This window comes from Kitasatospora sp. NPDC002965 (genome assembly GCF_040611255.1).
Taxonomy (GTDB): Bacteria; Actinomycetota; Actinomycetes; order Streptomycetales; family Streptomycetaceae; genus Kitasatospora.
The window spans coordinates 24,794-39,851 of the sequence record NZ_JBEXNT010000037.1 but is presented as its reverse complement, the minus strand read 5'-3'; the positions used below and the strand labels follow the sequence as shown (position 1 = coordinate 39,851).

The following is a 15,058-nucleotide window of genomic DNA, read 5'->3' as shown; positions in this document are numbered from 1 at the left end:
CCCGCTGGTCGGGGCAGCGAACGGCGCTAACGCAGCGCCGGAGATCCACTGGGAGAGCCCTTGTCCTCACCTGCTGACACTGCGGTAGCCCCTGTCCCGGCACAGCCGTCCGAGACGGCCGGCCAGCGCTTGGGTCCGATCGGCCGTGCCCGTGCGAGCCTGACCGCCGTCGAGACACTGCTGCGCATCCAAGCCGACGAGGTCGAGGCGACCGCCGCGGACCTGGATTTGCTGCGGCACTGGCCCGGTTGGGGACCGCTCGCGCCGGCGTTGGCCCCGGACCGCACCGGCACGTGGGCCGAGATCGGCGAGCAGCTTCAACAGATCCTGCCGCGGCAGGCCTACCGGCAGGCCGAGCAGGCGACCCCCACGGCCTACTACACGCCCGGGGGGATCATTGATGCCTCCTGGTCGGCGCTGCGGGAGCTCGGCGTGCCGACCGAGCGCGTACTCGACGCTCTGGAGCCGGGCTGTGGGCAGGGCGCCTTCATCGGCCGCACCCCGGCCGACGTCGATGTCCGGTGGCTCGGCGTGGAGCGCGATCCGACCACCGCGGGGATTGCCGCGCTGCTGCACCCGAACGCGAAGATCCTCAACGCCCGCTTGCAGGACGCCGCCCTGCGCTCCAACAGCGTGGACCTGGTGTTGGGCAATGTGCCGTACGGGAACTTCCCGGTGTCCGACTTGACCGCGCCGAAGGCGGTCACCGACAGCATCCACAACTACTTCATCTGGCGCTCGATGCAGGCCCTGCGGCCGGGCGGCATCGCCATCCTGCTGACCTCCCGATACACCATGGACTCCGCCAGCGAAGACGCTCGGCGGGCGATCGGCAAGCACGCCGACCTGGTGGGCGCGATCCGGCTGCCCAACGGCGCGCTGGCCGAGGGCGGCACCAACGTCCTGGCGGACATCCTGGTCCTGCGCCGACGTGACCACGACGAGCCGGACTACGGCAGTTGGATGGGCACGAGCCGGGTGCCCGGCGTGCCTGACCAGATCTGCAACGACTACTTCATCCAGCACCCCGAGCACGTGCTCGGCACCTTCGTCCAGGGCCGGGCCGCCCAGTACGGCCACACCTTGCAGGTACAGGCCCCCGACAGTCAGGACTTCGACGCCGCGCTGCAGGCGGCGTTCAGCGACATCGCCACCGCCGCCCGCGCGAAGGGCTGGGGCTGGAACGTCGCGGGCGAGGCCGAGCAGTTCACGGCCGACAACATGCCCTTCCCGGTCCGGGCGGACGGCAAGCGGGAGGGCTCTTTCCACCTCGTCGGCGACGTGCCGCACGAGGTGATCGAGGGCGCGCTGACCGCGGTACCGCGGGCAGGCAAGGAGCTGCCCAAGCTGATCCGACTGCGCGACGCGACGCTCGCACTGATGGCGGCTGAGACCGATCACGACCGGCCCGACGCAGAGCTGGAGCCGCTGCGCGCCGAGGTGAACCGGCTCTACGACATCTACGTCACGGCGCACGGTCCGATCAACCGCTACACCCTGCACGAGGGGGCGGTGGACGAAGAGACCGGACTGCCGGCCATCAGCCGCCGGCATCCGCGGCTGGGCGGGTTCCGCCGCGACCCCGACGTGGTCGCCGTCCTGGCGCTGGAGAGCTTTGACGACGAGACGCAGACCGCCACGAAGGCGGCGCTACTCTCCCGGCGCGTCAACCGGCGCATCGAACGGCCCACGTCGGCCGAGACGCCCGAAGAGGCGCTGTCGCTGTGCCTGAACGAGCACAACCGGGTCGATGAGCCGACCATCGCCCGCCTGCTGGGCATCACCGCCGAGCAGGTCCCCGAGGCGTTGGGCGACCTGGTCTTCGCCGACCCGGACGGCGGGGAGCTGCTGACCGCGGACGACTACCTGTCCGGCGCGGTGGTGGACAAGCTGGAGCGGGCTCAGCTGGCCGTCGCCCGCGGCGAGGAGCAGTTCGAGCGCCACGTGGCGGCGCTGACGGAGGTGCAGCCCGAGCCGCTGGCGCCGGAGGAGATCCGCGCCAAGCTGGGCGCGCCCTGGATTCCGGTCGAGGACGTGGCCGACTTCGCCGAGGACGTGCTGGGGCGTCGGGTCGATATCACCCACGTTGCCCGGAGCGCGACGTGGAGCGTGGATCAGCCTATGACGCTGCCCACCGCGGCCACCAGCGAGTGGGGCACCGACCGCGTCAACGGCTACCAGCTGCTCGACCTGGCGCTCAACGGCCAGGCCCCGACGGTCTACGACAACGTCCCGCTCCCGGGCGGGGGCGAGCGGCGCGTGCGCAACGACAGCGCGACGCTGCTCGCCGAGGGCAAGCAGAGCGACCTGGCCCGCCGCTTCTCCTCCTGGGTGTGGGAGAACCCGGACCGCGCCGACCGCCTGGCCGGCGACTACAACCGGCTGTTCAACTCCACCGTGCTGCGCAAGCACGACGGCCGCCACCTGACGATCGACGGCATCGACCCGGAGTTCACGCCGTACTCCCACCAGTGGGACATGGTGCAGCGGGTCCTCAGCGCCGAAGAAGGGTCGCTGTGCCCGTACCCGGTCGGCGCCGGGAAGACCGCCACCATGTTCATGGTCGCGCTCAAGCTCAAGCAGCTCGGCCTGGTCAACAAGCCGATGATCGTGGTCCCGAACCACCTGCTGGAGGAGATCGCCCGGGACGGGAAGAAGGTCTTCCCGACCGCGAACATCCTCATGGCCGGCAAGCGCGACCTTGCCGACGCCCGGTCCCGCATGCTCTTCGCAACGCGCTGCGCCACCAACGATGTGGACGCCGTGGTTATGACCCACAACTCCTTCGGGCGCTTGGGGGTGCACCCGGTCTCCGAGGCGAAGTACCTGGAGGATCTGGCGGACGCCTACCGGCAAGCGCTCGGCGACGTGGAAGAGGATGGAGAGTCACGGCGCATCAAGGAGATCGCCAAGCAGGTCGAGCGGTTCGACGCCCGGGCCAGCGATCTGCGGTCCAAGGCGTCCGACGCCGGCGTGAGCTTCGAGAACCTCGGTGTCGACTTCATCCAGGTCGATGAGGCGCACTACTTCAAGAACTTGGCGCTGCCGGCCACCACCGAAGGGATGTCGCTGGGCAAGCCGTCGAAGCGGGCCACCGACCTGGACTTGAAGATTCAGGTCACGCGCGAGCGCACCGGCCGTGACAACGTGACCTGCCTCTACACCGGCACGCCGATCAGCAACAGCATCCGGGAGATGTTCGTCTTCCAGCACTACTTGCAGCCCAAGCGGCTGGCCAAGATCGGGCTGGAGATGCCGGACGCGTGGGCGGCGAACTTCATCCACTTCGAGTCCCGGCCCGAGGTCGGCGTTGACGGGGTGTCCTTCCGGCTCAAGCGGCGGCCGGTGGAGTACGCCAACGCCGACGAGGCGCTGGCGCTCTTTCAGGAGATCGCCGAGCTTCGGCCGCGCGAGTCCTTCGACATCAAGCGGCCGGAGCGCGACGATCAGACCGTCGCCATCGAGCCCACGGCCAACCTCCAGAGCTACGTGGCGGGCATCAGCGACCGGATCGACGACATCCAGGCCGGGAAGGTGAAGCCCAAAGACGACAACATGTTGAAGGTCATCACCGACGGCCGGAAGGCCGCCCTTGACCTGGAACTGGTGGGTCTGGCACCGGACGGACCGGGCAAGGCCGGCGCGATCGTCCGAGAGGTCTTGAAGGAGTACCACGAGACCAAGGACCTCAAGCTGCCCGGCGATGCGGACGATGTCGCCGGCGGCTTTCAGTTGGTCTTCTGCGACCTGGGCACACCCGGCAAGGAGCGAGGCAGTCAGGTCTACGGGAAGATCCGCGCCGGTCTGATCGACGGAGTGGACGGGCTTGAGGGCATCCCCCGCGAGCGAATTCGGTTCATCCACGACTACAACTCGGACTTGGCGAAGACCCAGTTGTTCTCCGACTGCCGGGCCGGCAAGGTCTCCGTGCTGCTGGCCAGCACCGACAAGGCCGGCGTCGGCACCAACGTGCAGACGCGCGGCGTGGCCCTGCACCACGCTGATCCGCCGCACCGGCCCGCGGACTGGGAACAGCGCGAAGGTCGCTTCGACCGGCCAGGGAACCTGATGATCGACATCGGTCGGCCGGTGAAGTTCTTCCGCTACATCTCGGAGAACAGCTTCGACAGCTACATGTTCCAGGGGCTGGAGCGTAAGCAGCGGCCGGTCACCCAGATCATGTCCGGCCGGAAGGTCGGCCGGGTGATCGAGGAGATCGACCCGGTCGGCGCGGGATTCGCCGAGGCCAAGGCGATCGCGTCCGGCAACCCGCTGTTGCTGGAGCTGGCCGAGGCCACCGGCAAGCTCACCCAGCTGCACGCCCGGGCCGACGGACACCGCCAGGCGCAGAGCCGGATGCGTCGGCGCGTCGAGGTGCTCACCAGCGAGATCGGCGAAGCGCAGGAAACCGCGATCACCGCGGTGGCGCTGGCCGGCGCTGTGGCTGGTGCCACTGATGAGCTGTGGCGGACGGCGGACGGCGGGGTCATCGAGGCCGACGACGTGCCCGCCGCTCTCGCTGCGGTGGCCCAGGCGGCGGGCACAGTGCAGCGCCCCGGGACCGGGTTCACGTGGCGCGGACTGGAGGTCAGTTTCACCCTGCTCCGACGCCAGATGGGCCGCGACCTGGTGTACGAGCCGTACGCCCACCTGTCCGCCGGGGGCGAGCAGCAGACCCTGCGGCTGAACCTGTCGTGGATGGGCAAGGGGCAGAGCTGGCGGATCGTACGGGCGATCACGGAAGCGGCCGATGGCGCGGAAGCCGCGGTCGAGCAGGCCCGGCAGAGCATCACCGATCTCCGGGCCCAGCTGGTGGACACGCAGTCGCACATCGGCCGGCCCTTCGAGCAGCACGCCGAGCTGGAGGCCGCCCGCGAGCGCAAGACGTTCCTGGAGATGGCGGTCCGCGAGGGCGCCGCCTCAGCTGGCAAGCAAGCGAGCGACAGCGCCCCCTTCGACACCTCGCCCGGTCGGGAGATGACCGAGGCCGAGATGGCACTGCACGACGCTCGCGCGATGGTCGGCGAGCTCGGCGGGTCGGCGATGGTCCTCTCCGGTGACGATCTCGTCGGCTTGATCCAGTCGCTCCCGGACAACGACCGCAGCCGCGACCCGGCCCAGGGCGGGGACGCTGCGGGCCAACAGCGCCAGCTCGGCGCCGAGCCGCCGACGCCGCCCGCAGTGGACGACCAACCGGGCCCTGGGGAGGAACCGGCGCCCGCGGCAGCAGCAGCCGAACAGCAGGGCGTGCCATCGGCGCCGCCAGAGGAATCGGTAGCCGGTGCCCAGCCTGCTGCGGTCGAGCCGCCTACGGCCGGTGAAATCGCGGCCCTACTCGTCACGGCGGCGGGCACTGACCCCGGGCTGGCCCAGGCTGCCCGCGTGAACGACTTGGACAACTTCCAGCTGGTGTTCAGGGAGTTCGCCGACGACTTGGTGGCCGGGAGCGACTCCGAGCAGTTGGTCGGGGTGTACTTCGCACAGGACGGTCGGGACCGGCAGGTCGCGCTCCAGGAAGCCGGTCCACTCTCCTACCAGGCGCTGCGAGAGCAGCAGTCCATCGTGCCCGCCGAGGAGACCGGTCGGGCCGAAGCCGCGCCGGGGGAGGGGCCGGTCGAGCCCGTGGTGAGCACCGGGCCGGACGTGGTGTACACGGCAGGTCCCGACGTGCAGGTTGGCGAGCCGGCCGCGGCGCCGACAGCGGACGCAGGCCAGTCCGGTGTGCAGCCGGAGCCCGTGGCGGCGCCGGTCGCTGATGCTCCCCCGCCGGAGCCTGCCACGCCCGAAGCGGAGGCGCCGGCGGGGCCGCCGCCGGATGCCATCGCGGTGCCCGGGGCCGAGGACGGCTACCTCTACGCGACCGCGGATCGCACGGTGACCCTGTTCGGCCCGTCGGGTGAGGAGGTCGGCTCGGCGCGATGGAGCTTCGTGCAGTACCGCTACGAGGGCACCGTGCAGGGAGACACGGTGCGCGGCACCGACGACGAGGTGACCGTCGCCCAGCGGATGGCCCGTCACCACGCCGTGGTCTACGGCAACCAGGTGCACCGGCCGGAGCTGGACGCGCAGGGCCGCGATCCGGTGTGGGTGCTGCACAACGGCGCCGACTCGCTGGTGTTCGGCATCCGACCTGGTGACACCACCGCCCAGGCGGCGATGTGGGCTGCCGGCGGGTGGAAGGGATCGCGGCGCATTGGTGCCTGGTATCTGCCGCGGACGTGGAAGGAGGAGACTCGCCGCGGGCGTGTCGAGACAGCGGTGCGTGTTCTCGCCGCGGCTGGACGCACCGTCGAGACTCATCGGGACCGCGGGGACCGATCCGCCGCCGAGCGGTCGGAGCCGGCCGCGCTGGCGGTGTTGGCCGTCGCCGCCCCGGATCTGGCGGTGCCGCAGTTGGGCCCCGCGGAGCCCTACGCCGTCGAGGTGGAGCTCTCCACGGACATGGAGGCGCTGCGGGATGCCTACGGGCGGTGGGAGCAGATCCCCACGGTGCGGCTCTACATCGACCAGGATCGGCGGAGCCGCCCCAACGGCTTCGGCTCCCCCGACAATGCGATCGCCGAGCTGGACATCGCCTACAACCGCGTGGCCACCATGCGTCCTGCTGACGCCGGCGGGCCCGACAGGGTCTTGAGCAACTTCTACGCGGTGGCGGCGTGGTCCGCAGTACTGGCGCCGGCGGTGGAGGAGGAACTCCGCGGTCCCCTTCGGGAGGTGGCGGTGGTCGCTCTGCGCCTCACCGCCCGCTTCCAGGCCGCCGCCGATGCGGTGCGGGCCCAAGCTGCGACGCGCGAGCAGACGATCGTGGAGGTCGAGCCGGAGCAGCGGGAAGCGGCAGACGAAGGTGTCCGGGTCGAACCGGCAGTCAGCAGCCGGACCGAAGCCGGCCCGGTGGTCGCGGGCTCCAGCGATCCGAGTCAGCCGCAGGCGACGGCCGAAGGGGTCGATCTCCCCGATCACTCCGAGGGCGTCACGCCGGAGGCCGCCGGTGCCGAGCAGGCGCCGGCCGAGGAACGTGGGGCCCCCGGTGCACTGACGGAGCCGGGAGTAGACGAGGTCGAGGGCACGGCGGATGAGGCGCCCGGGCAGCTGATCGGCGGCCGGTTCGAGTTCGGCGAACCGGTCACCGACGTGGACGAGCAGGGTTGGTACGTCCTGTCCGATGCTCCCGATGGGGCGGTCTACGTGCAGCGCGACGGCACGGTCGTGTCGTACCAGCCGGACCAGCTGACCAGCGCCCGCCGGCCGGTCGCCGAACCGGCATCCGACGCCCCAGCGGAGGGGGCGGTGGAGGCCCCCGGGGTCGGCGTGGAGCCGGTCCAGGAGGACCTGTTCTCGGCGGCCGATGTGGATCAGTCACCGAGTTCAGCGGCTGAGCTGGAGCAGTCCGCCGTCGAGCCGGAGCAGATCCAGCTCGGCGACTCCTCTGGCCAGGGTGCGGTCGGCGACGTGGCGGACGGACCGGTCAGCACGCCGACCGGGGAGGGGGCGAGTGCCGCTGACGACGAGCAGGTGAAGGACGCGGCCGACGCGCTGCCCGTCGATGCTCCGAGTCCGGCGCCCGCCGACGAGAGCCCGGTGCCGGACGCCGTCGAGGCGCCCGACGGGCAGCTCGACCTCTTCGCCACCGCCAGCACGGAGGACGCCGCTCCGGGAGAGCAGCGTGCCCTCCCGGAGGAGCGAACGGTCCCCGAGCCCGAGCCCAGCCAAGAGCTGACCGTCGATCAGCCGGTCGCGGTGGCAGAGCCCGATCCTGCCGTCGAGCCGACGGCCGCGGGCCCCATTGCACCGACTGTCCAACCCGACGAAGCCCTTCCCGCCGAGGACGCCGGGGCGGAGGACGCTGCCGTGCCGCCCTACGAGGACGGCCGGGAGCAGGAGCTGGAGACGTACGTCCGGACCGGCCGGGTGCCGGCGGCCTACACGTCGCTGGACGAGTGGCTGGGCACGGACGCCGATGGGATGCGCGCCATGCGCGAGGAGTACTTGGAGGCCCTGATCGAGGAGCACGACACTCCGGTGGAGCCGCCCGCTCAGCCACCGGCGCTCACGCAACCGCTCGACGTGCCCGCCGCAGACCAGGGCAGCGTCGAAGCCACAGCCAGCGAGGCACCCAGTGACCCGGTGACCACAACAACCGAGCCGATCCAGCACGACGAGCCGACCCCGGAGCCGACGACCATGACCGAGCAGACCCAAGAAGCGCCGGCCGCCGCCCCTGCTGGCGAGACGGCTCCACCGCAGATGGACGAACTCCCGCTGTCGGCCGCCGACAACAGCGGCGCCACCCCGGTGGAGCCTGACGTCGTTGTCCCCGAAGCTCCCGAGACGCCGGCACCGGCGGAATCCGTCGGCAGCCTCGCCGAGGAGCTGGCCGGGGTCATGGAGGCGTGGGCGGAGAACGTCCCGGCCGACCACGGCAGCGCCGACGATCTGCGCGCGACCCTGGAGACCGACCTGCAAACGCTCCAGGGACGGTGGTCGCGCACCGACTCGCCGCAGGTGCCCGCCCCCGCGGCGGAGCCCGGGCATTCCGCCGGGGAGCCCTCCGGGCAGAGCGAACCGCCGACGGCAGCCGAAGCGGTCAGCAGCGCCCTGCAGCGCACCGACGAGCGCAGCGCGTCGTTGCAGGGCGTGCCCGAGTGGCAGGAGATCCAGACCGTCCGTGGTGCCGCTCGGCACCTGCTGAGCACGCTGCGGGAACGGGCGGGCGAGTACGCGGATCGGCTGTTCAGCGATGTGCGTGTGCAGGGCTTCGTCCGCGCGGTCTCGATCCGGACCTTCGAGTCGATCTCCGGCCTAGCCCAGGCCGCGGCTGACCGACTCCGCCGCAGCCCGGCCGAGTTGCCGAGTGCTGAGGCGCTGCTTGCGCTCGGCAACTCCGCCGGCGCCTACAGCGTCGCCCAGCGCAGGAGCGGGCTGGGTGGCCTGCCCAGCGCTGAGGCTCTGCTCACGATGGGGAACGGCCCGGCCAGTGCCGGCGCCGGCCAGGAGCGTCCCGGCGGACCGGCTGCCACGAACGAGGTGAACGTCGCCTCGTTGCAGAAGATGGGCGAGGCCTTGCGCAAGCCGTTGCCCGGGCAGAAGCCGGCCGCGACCATGGGGGTATCGGCTGCTGCGGCCAGGTCTCGCTCCACCACCCGGAAGACGCCGACGAAGAAGCCGGCCGCCGGGGCGGGCGAGCAGGCGAAGCACCTGCGCCGCCCTGCTGCGGACACGCAGCAGGGGCGCAAGCCCAACCAGCGGTAGGCGCCCGCGCTGGCCAGGCCGCAACGTGCTGGAGGGCGGCGACTCCCCGCGGGGAGTCGCCGCCCTCTCGCTTGCCGGCATCCGGCTGGTGGTGCGATCAAGGTCGGGCCGGGCTGATGCTTCCTTCCGGATCAGCGGCCGTACGAGCAGCGGTCCGCCAGCTCAGGCGCAGGTACCGCCACGGCTGCCCGTAGGACTTCAAGTCGATCTGAGCGTCCGCCACCTCGAACGGCTCGGCGTTCGTCATCTCGACCCGCACGGTCGCAGTTGGCCAAGGCACCGACACGTCCGGGTCGACGTACCCGCCCAGTTCCCGCCGGTCTCCGTGGTCGGCCAGGCGTGGAGCTCTCATGGTCACGACCCGGCCGTCGCCGAAGTCGATGCGAGCCGGCGGCGTCGGGGGCGCCTCGTCGTCGTCGCTGACCTTGCCGTGGAGGCGCAACCAGGCGTCGACCTGATCGGCGTCGAAGTGGGGGCTCTGCTCGCTCCCGCCGACCGCGGGCGGGAAGTCCTCGTGCAGTCGTCGCCAGGTCGCAACCGCTACGCGGCCGACGCCAGCGCGGCGTCCGATCGCGGTCAAGGTCAGGAGCGCGTCTTGGGGCCCGGTCAATTGAAGCTCACTCGGGCCAGGACGGCGGTGGCGCCGGCAACGGGTTGGCCGTTGTCGTCGCTGGGACCGACGACCAGGACGTGCTGGGCTCGGTCGAGCAGGTCCCACCAGGGCTGGGGGAGGGTGACGCTCTCGCCGGCCCGCCAGAGGAGTTCGCCGTCCCATCCTTCGCTGTCGATGTGGACGAGCTCGGTCAGCGACCTGGTGGCGATGTCGGTTCGCAGGCGCCAGTTGAAGTCGATCGGGGGAAGCGTGATGCCGTCCCAATCGCGCCAGTCGGTGCGCCGGCGCAGGTCGTCCAGGCCGGCGGTCGGGGTCTCCGGGTAAAGGGTCAGCATGGGCAGGGGCCGACCGTCGCCCATGGTGACCTGACCTACGAGGACCCCGTACGTCCCTTCGGTGTCCGGCTCGGGCTCGGGAACCGGGATGGTGATGACCTCCACCGGGGGCATGTGCTCCACGATCTGCTCGTGCGTCATCCCGGTGAGCATCGCCATGTCGAGGGTGTCCTCCAGCAGCTCGCGGCGCTGGCCCGGCAGCAGTCGGGCCGCGGCGGCGACCAGGTCGTCGGCATGTCCGCGGTCGGCCAGCGCGCGGATGGCCGGCCACAGGGCTCGGGTGGTCTCGGAGGCCACCCAGCCGGGGCCGGGGTGGGTGGCGTAGACAGCGGCGGCCAGGGCGACGACTGGCGCGGGCACCGCCTTGACCGCCAGCGCTGCGGCACTGTCCTGGCAGGGCCGGCACTTCACGTCGCAGGCGCCGAGGAGGTGACCGACGAGCTTGAGGGCTTGGTCCTGCTGTGCGGTGCCGTCGAGGGCGGTCAGGGCGCGGGAGTAGACCCGGTTCGGGTCGGTGTCGTCCAGCAGCGCGGCAAGGTGCGGCGGGGCGGTGTGCTGGTGGGCGGTGCCGGTGGTGGCGGCGCTCAGGGGCGCTCCGGTCCGGGCTTTGCGGGTGCGGGCGTCCCGCTTCTTGTCGCGTCCGCTCTTGGGCATGACGTGCCTTTCCGGCGCGGCGATCGGTCCCACGACCCGGCCGCGCGAAAGGGGAGCGTCGGCTACAGGTAGACCACGTGCAAGGGGGCTGCTCTCGCGCGGTGTCCGGGTCAGCGGGGAGATCCCCGTCCCTCACACCTCTGCCGCGGTGCCGCCGGTCGTGGGCCGGACGGCAGGGCTTCGGCCAGCGCTCCGGCCTTGGTGGTGAATGGTGAATACCGTAGCGCACCGGGTCGGCGCACCGGGCCCGGACGCGTGAAGGCCACCCTGGCGGGTGAAACAACCGTCCTGACATCGGTCGTCAGCGGGCAGATTGTGTTCCCGGAGCAACCTTCCCGGGGGACACTGCGCACTGAGAGTGGGTCAGGCCAGCCGACCCCGATAGCCTGCCATCCATGACTGAGACGATCGTGAATCCGCTGCCTCCCGAAGGCTGTCGTATCGGGATAGTGGGCAAGGGCGGGGACGGCAAGTCCACCATCGCCGGGCACATGCTTGGCCACTGGTCGGCTTGGGGCATTCCGTGCGCCGGCATGGATGCCGACGTTCCCGGAGAGAGCGAGGACGGCAGCCTCTTTGAGTGGTCGGACGAGCACGACCTCGGTGCTTCGGTCCACCGGGCCCCGGCCGCTTCGGGTGTCCTGCGTGAGATCACGAGCATCACGCCGAAGCACGGCATCGGCCTGATGGACTCCGGCGCCTGGATGCGTCACCGGGGTAACGGCTGTCTTGCCGTGCTGGCGGCCTCCGAGCTCCTGGTCGTCACCATGCAGCCGACGAAGGCGGAGTTCAAGCGGATCTGGTCGATCATCAGTCATGTCGAGCAGCTCGCCCTCACGGGCAGGGCCCCCCGGGTTGTCGTCCTGCTCACCCGGACCGATGCCCGAACGGCCATGGCGGAGGAGTTCCGTGCGGATCTCGAAGCCGAGAAGCAGACCGTCCTGAAGACCACCATCCCGAACCAGTCCGGGCGCGACGGCTACGGCCAGGCCCTGGGCAAGCCGCTGCGCTTGGCCCAGGACGATGCCATGTCCCAGCTCGCCGCCGAGCTACTCCGAGAGGCAGTGAAGAAGAATGGCTAACCCCCGCACGGACCGCGAGCGCAACACCCGCACGAGCCGCGGGTCGGGTGTCGATGTGCCGGTGGACCCCGCGATCGAGAACCCGCCGGCCGAGCTGGAGGAGACCAAGGGCTTCTTCGTCAACCAGCGGGTCGTCACCGTGGACGATCTCGCCGCGGAGACCAAGGAAGAACAGCTTGAGTGGGTCCGCCTGCTCCTGGACGAGATCGACGCCAAGGGCCGGTACGTCGAGAGCTACGTCAATCTCAATAAGGGCATCATCCTGGAGGTGGCCCAGACGAACGAGCTCCACGTCACCGCGGGCTACACCAACTTCGGCACGTGGGGCGCCGACGTGCTGTCGGTGGACGACACCTACGTCTTCGAGCTCATCGCCGACTCGAAGCGCATCCGCGCCCTGTCCGCACTGGGTGACGAGGTCGCCAACCTGCTGATCCGGGCGTCCGCCCGCAAGGTCGTGGCCGAGGTTCTGGAGAAGCGGGGCAAGGACGCTGCCCGAGAGCTGGTCGCAACCGCAGCCGCCAAGAATCCGGCCCGCCCCCGGCCGACGCAGGCTGTCCTGCAACAGGTCGCTCGGGAGCTCGGATTCCTGACCGGTCCGAGGGAACTCGGAAATTCAGAGTCGCCCCTTCCCGTCCCGACGCACGTGGCCGCCAAGCGCATCCACAACGTGAGCACGGCCATCCTCGCCAAGGCCGCCAGCGTCACGGATGCCGACGCCCTGCGCAGGGCCATGAAGGCTGCCCCGGACGAGGTAACGGCTCAGCTGGATGCCTTGGCTGAGCTTCTGACCAAGAGCGCGAAGGACCTCTCGGCGGCGCGCCGGAAGGCCAAGGCCGCCATCGACAAGGAGACCGCCCGCAAGGCGGAGGCCACCGAGCGGGCAGAGGCGAGGAAGCTCGCCAAGGAGGCCGCGGAGAAGCGCAAGGCCGAAGCCGCCGCTGAGGAAGCCGCCAAGGCCGAAGCCGCGGGCACCGCCGAGACGCCCATCCCGGAGCAGGCCGGCGAGCCGCCGGTTCCGGCGGCCACGTTCAGCAACCCCGGAGCCTGACCTACCGGCCCCGGGCCGCCGCGTAGAAGCGGCACCGCCCGGGCCGATACCGGGTGTACACGGCAGGCGGGGCGTCGAAGGGCCCCGCATCGCCGATCGAATATCCTGCGAAAGTGAAGGACCCCGGGCACTTACCCTGCCCGGGGTCCTTCACTGTTCAGCCTAGGAGCTGGACGGGACTACTCGTGATCCCCGTCGTGGCAGATGCAGCGGTTACAGGAGTGGATCGGCGACGGTGCCGCGGCGCACCCGCCGCAGGCGTCGCATCCCCGGCACCTCGGGCGGGGGAGGGGCTGGCAGAGGTCCGAATGGGCGTCGTACCAGTCCTTGAGCACCGTCTCGGCCGCGTACGGCGCGGTGGTGTCCTGCCGGAGGTCGGGCGATCGGTTTCCGCACATGTTGCACTGCGCGGTGCCGTCCGGGCTGGAGGAGAAGCCCCATGCGCCCGGCGCGACCTTCCAGGCGCGCACCAGGTGCTCGCGGGCTTCGACCAAGGCCTGCCAACCGGTCGCGGTCACCGTGCTGTCCCGGTGCGCCTGGTCGAGCAGCTGCGCGGCGACCCGCAGCAGGGTGCGCTGCTGGGGCTGGCGGCCGGTGTCGGTGGCGGCCTGCTTGACGGCCTCCACCGGGAGTTCGGTCGCGGCCGGCGTGTCGATGCCGATCAGCTTGGCCAGGAGGTGAATCCCGGGGCTGCCGGCCGGGATGGGCACGACCGTGAACTTCTCGCCTGCCCACTCCGAGCTGTACGCCTTGGTGGCGGTGTCGCTGTAGATGGTGTCGGTCACTTCGGCTCCTCGGTAGGAACGATCACGCTCAAGTAGGCGCGGGTGCCGGTGCTTCCGCGCATCGGGCGGTAGGTCGCGGGGCCGCACGGTGCGGCTTTCGCCAGGGCCTCGACCAGACGGCGCACGGCCTGCTCTTCGCCCATGAGGCGGACGTCGACCGGCTGGACACCGGGCTGCTGCTGCCCCGGCGGGAGGTCGGCCGCGCTCATGCGCCGGCCTGCTGCCCGGTCTCCGCGCTCTCGGCGCGCAGTTCGGCGCTCTGCTCGGCGATCCACTTCGCCGCGGCGGTCAGGCTTCGGAACTTCTGGTCGGCGCTGCGGCGGACCCAGCTGTGCCGGAAGAAGTCGTTGTAGGGCTGCTTCGGGTCCACGACGAGTCCGGCGACGGCCGACCATTCGACGGCGCCGCGCTTGGTGAAGCCGCAGAAGATGGCCCCGGCGACGTGCTGCTCGGCGACCGGGAAGTGGCCGGCGTTCTCGGCGTGGGCCGCGAGCACCCATTCCGGGTTGCCGTTGTAGAGGTTCTTGCAGGGCCCGTTGTAGAGGTACAGCCCGGCCGTGCGGCGCGGGTGCAGGTCCACGTCGAGCCTGTCCAGGTCGATCGAGGTCAGGCTCACCGACTCACCGTCGATCCTGTACGCCTGCTCGCACGAGCGGCAGATCACGCGCAGGACGGTCTTGGAGAAGGAGTTGCCGTGGTCGCAGTCGTAGCCGTCTTCGTCGGTCTGCCCGGCGGTGCACTTGTGGCCGGAAGCCGGGTAGTTGCGGCGGCCGGTGGTCTGGCGGTACTCGATCTCGAAGGCCGGGCGCTTGCAGTCGGCCTTGTGGTCCAGCGCGTCGTAGCGCAGGTGGGTCTCCAGCGCGTCAGACATCGGCGCTGTCCTTGTACCCGTCGAGGTTGCCCTTGTGGGACATCTGGTACAGGGAGGACGCGGCGTCGTGCAGGGCCTTGCTCAGCGGGCCGGCCGGGGTGCCGTAGGTGATGCGGTTGGCGGGCTCGGTGAGACCGGCCGCTTCGGCGAGCCGGGCGAGTACCTCGGGGACGATGACGGCCGGGTCGTCCTGCGTGTCCATCTCGATGGCCCCCTCCGCCTGGCGGCTGCCGAGCTGCCTGGCCAGCTGCTCAAACAGCTGCGGGAGGTGGTCCACCAGCGCGGTGATTTCCTGCACGGTGGCTTTGATCTCGGGGGCCGTCATCTTGCGGTTGAGCGTCAGGTGGTTGAGTTCGCGGATCGCCTCCACGGCGCTCTGGGCGGTCTCGGAGGGGCGGGGGCTGGTCATCTGTCGCTT

The 15,058-nt window shown here is 70.9% G+C and carries 9 protein-coding genes; 3 read left to right on the top strand and 6 right to left on the bottom strand.

What is annotated here, in order from left to right; all coding sequences use genetic code 11:
- Nucleotides 1–129: 129 nt before the first annotated feature.
- The gene (locus ABZY91_RS17100; protein ID WP_355403172.1) at nt 130–9,249 is read left to right on the top strand and encodes a hypothetical protein; all 9,120 of its coding nucleotides are present in this window, start codon (nt 130–132) and stop codon (nt 9,247–9,249) included.
- Between the two features lie 97 nt (nt 9,250–9,346).
- On the opposite strand, the gene ABZY91_RS17095 is transcribed toward ABZY91_RS17100, so the two are convergent.
- Together ABZY91_RS17095 and ABZY91_RS17090 are read right to left on the bottom strand one after the other, a co-directional pair.
- Complete coding sequence (locus ABZY91_RS17095; protein WP_355403170.1) at nt 9,347–9,859, bottom strand: hypothetical protein; 513 nt, start codon at nt 9,857–9,859, stop codon at nt 9,347–9,349.
- Nucleotides 9,856–10,851: a hypothetical protein gene (locus tag ABZY91_RS17090; protein WP_355403168.1), complete on the bottom strand. Its 996-nt coding sequence runs from the start codon at nt 10,849–10,851 to the stop codon at nt 9,856–9,858. The genes ABZY91_RS17095 and ABZY91_RS17090 overlap by 4 nt, the downstream gene beginning before the upstream one ends.
- A 395-nt stretch (nt 10,852–11,246) precedes the next feature.
- On the opposite strand from ABZY91_RS17090, the gene ABZY91_RS17085 reads away from it, so the two are divergent.
- Complete coding sequence (locus tag ABZY91_RS17085; RefSeq protein WP_355403166.1) at nt 11,247–11,933, top strand: hypothetical protein; 687 nt, start codon at nt 11,247–11,249, stop codon at nt 11,931–11,933.
- Complete coding sequence (locus ABZY91_RS17080) at nt 11,926–12,984, top strand: hypothetical protein (RefSeq protein ID WP_355403164.1); 1,059 nt, start codon at nt 11,926–11,928, stop codon at nt 12,982–12,984. Before ABZY91_RS17085 ends, ABZY91_RS17080 begins: the two co-directional genes overlap by 8 nt.
- A 179-nt stretch (nt 12,985–13,163) precedes the next feature.
- Here the strand turns inward: ABZY91_RS17080 and ABZY91_RS17075 are convergent, their stop codons facing one another.
- From ABZY91_RS17075 to ABZY91_RS17060, 4 genes are read right to left on the bottom strand one after another with little or no spacing between them, the layout of a single operon-like run.
- Nucleotides 13,164–13,769 (bottom strand): hypothetical protein, encoded by a 606-nt coding sequence (locus ABZY91_RS17075; protein WP_355403162.1) that lies wholly within the window; start codon nt 13,767–13,769, stop codon nt 13,164–13,166.
- The gene (locus tag ABZY91_RS17070) at nt 13,766–13,978 is read right to left on the bottom strand and encodes a hypothetical protein (protein ID WP_355403160.1); all 213 of its coding nucleotides are present in this window, start codon (nt 13,976–13,978) and stop codon (nt 13,766–13,768) included. Before ABZY91_RS17070 ends, ABZY91_RS17075 begins: the two co-directional genes overlap by 4 nt.
- Nucleotides 13,975–14,640: a hypothetical protein gene (locus tag ABZY91_RS17065; protein ID WP_355403158.1), complete on the bottom strand. Its 666-nt coding sequence runs from the start codon at nt 14,638–14,640 to the stop codon at nt 13,975–13,977. Before ABZY91_RS17065 ends, ABZY91_RS17070 begins: the two co-directional genes overlap by 4 nt.
- Nucleotides 14,633–15,049 (bottom strand): hypothetical protein, encoded by a 417-nt coding sequence (locus ABZY91_RS17060; RefSeq protein WP_355403156.1) that lies wholly within the window; start codon nt 15,047–15,049, stop codon nt 14,633–14,635. Before ABZY91_RS17060 ends, ABZY91_RS17065 begins: the two co-directional genes overlap by 8 nt.
- Between the last annotated feature and the right edge of the window lie 9 nt (nt 15,050–15,058).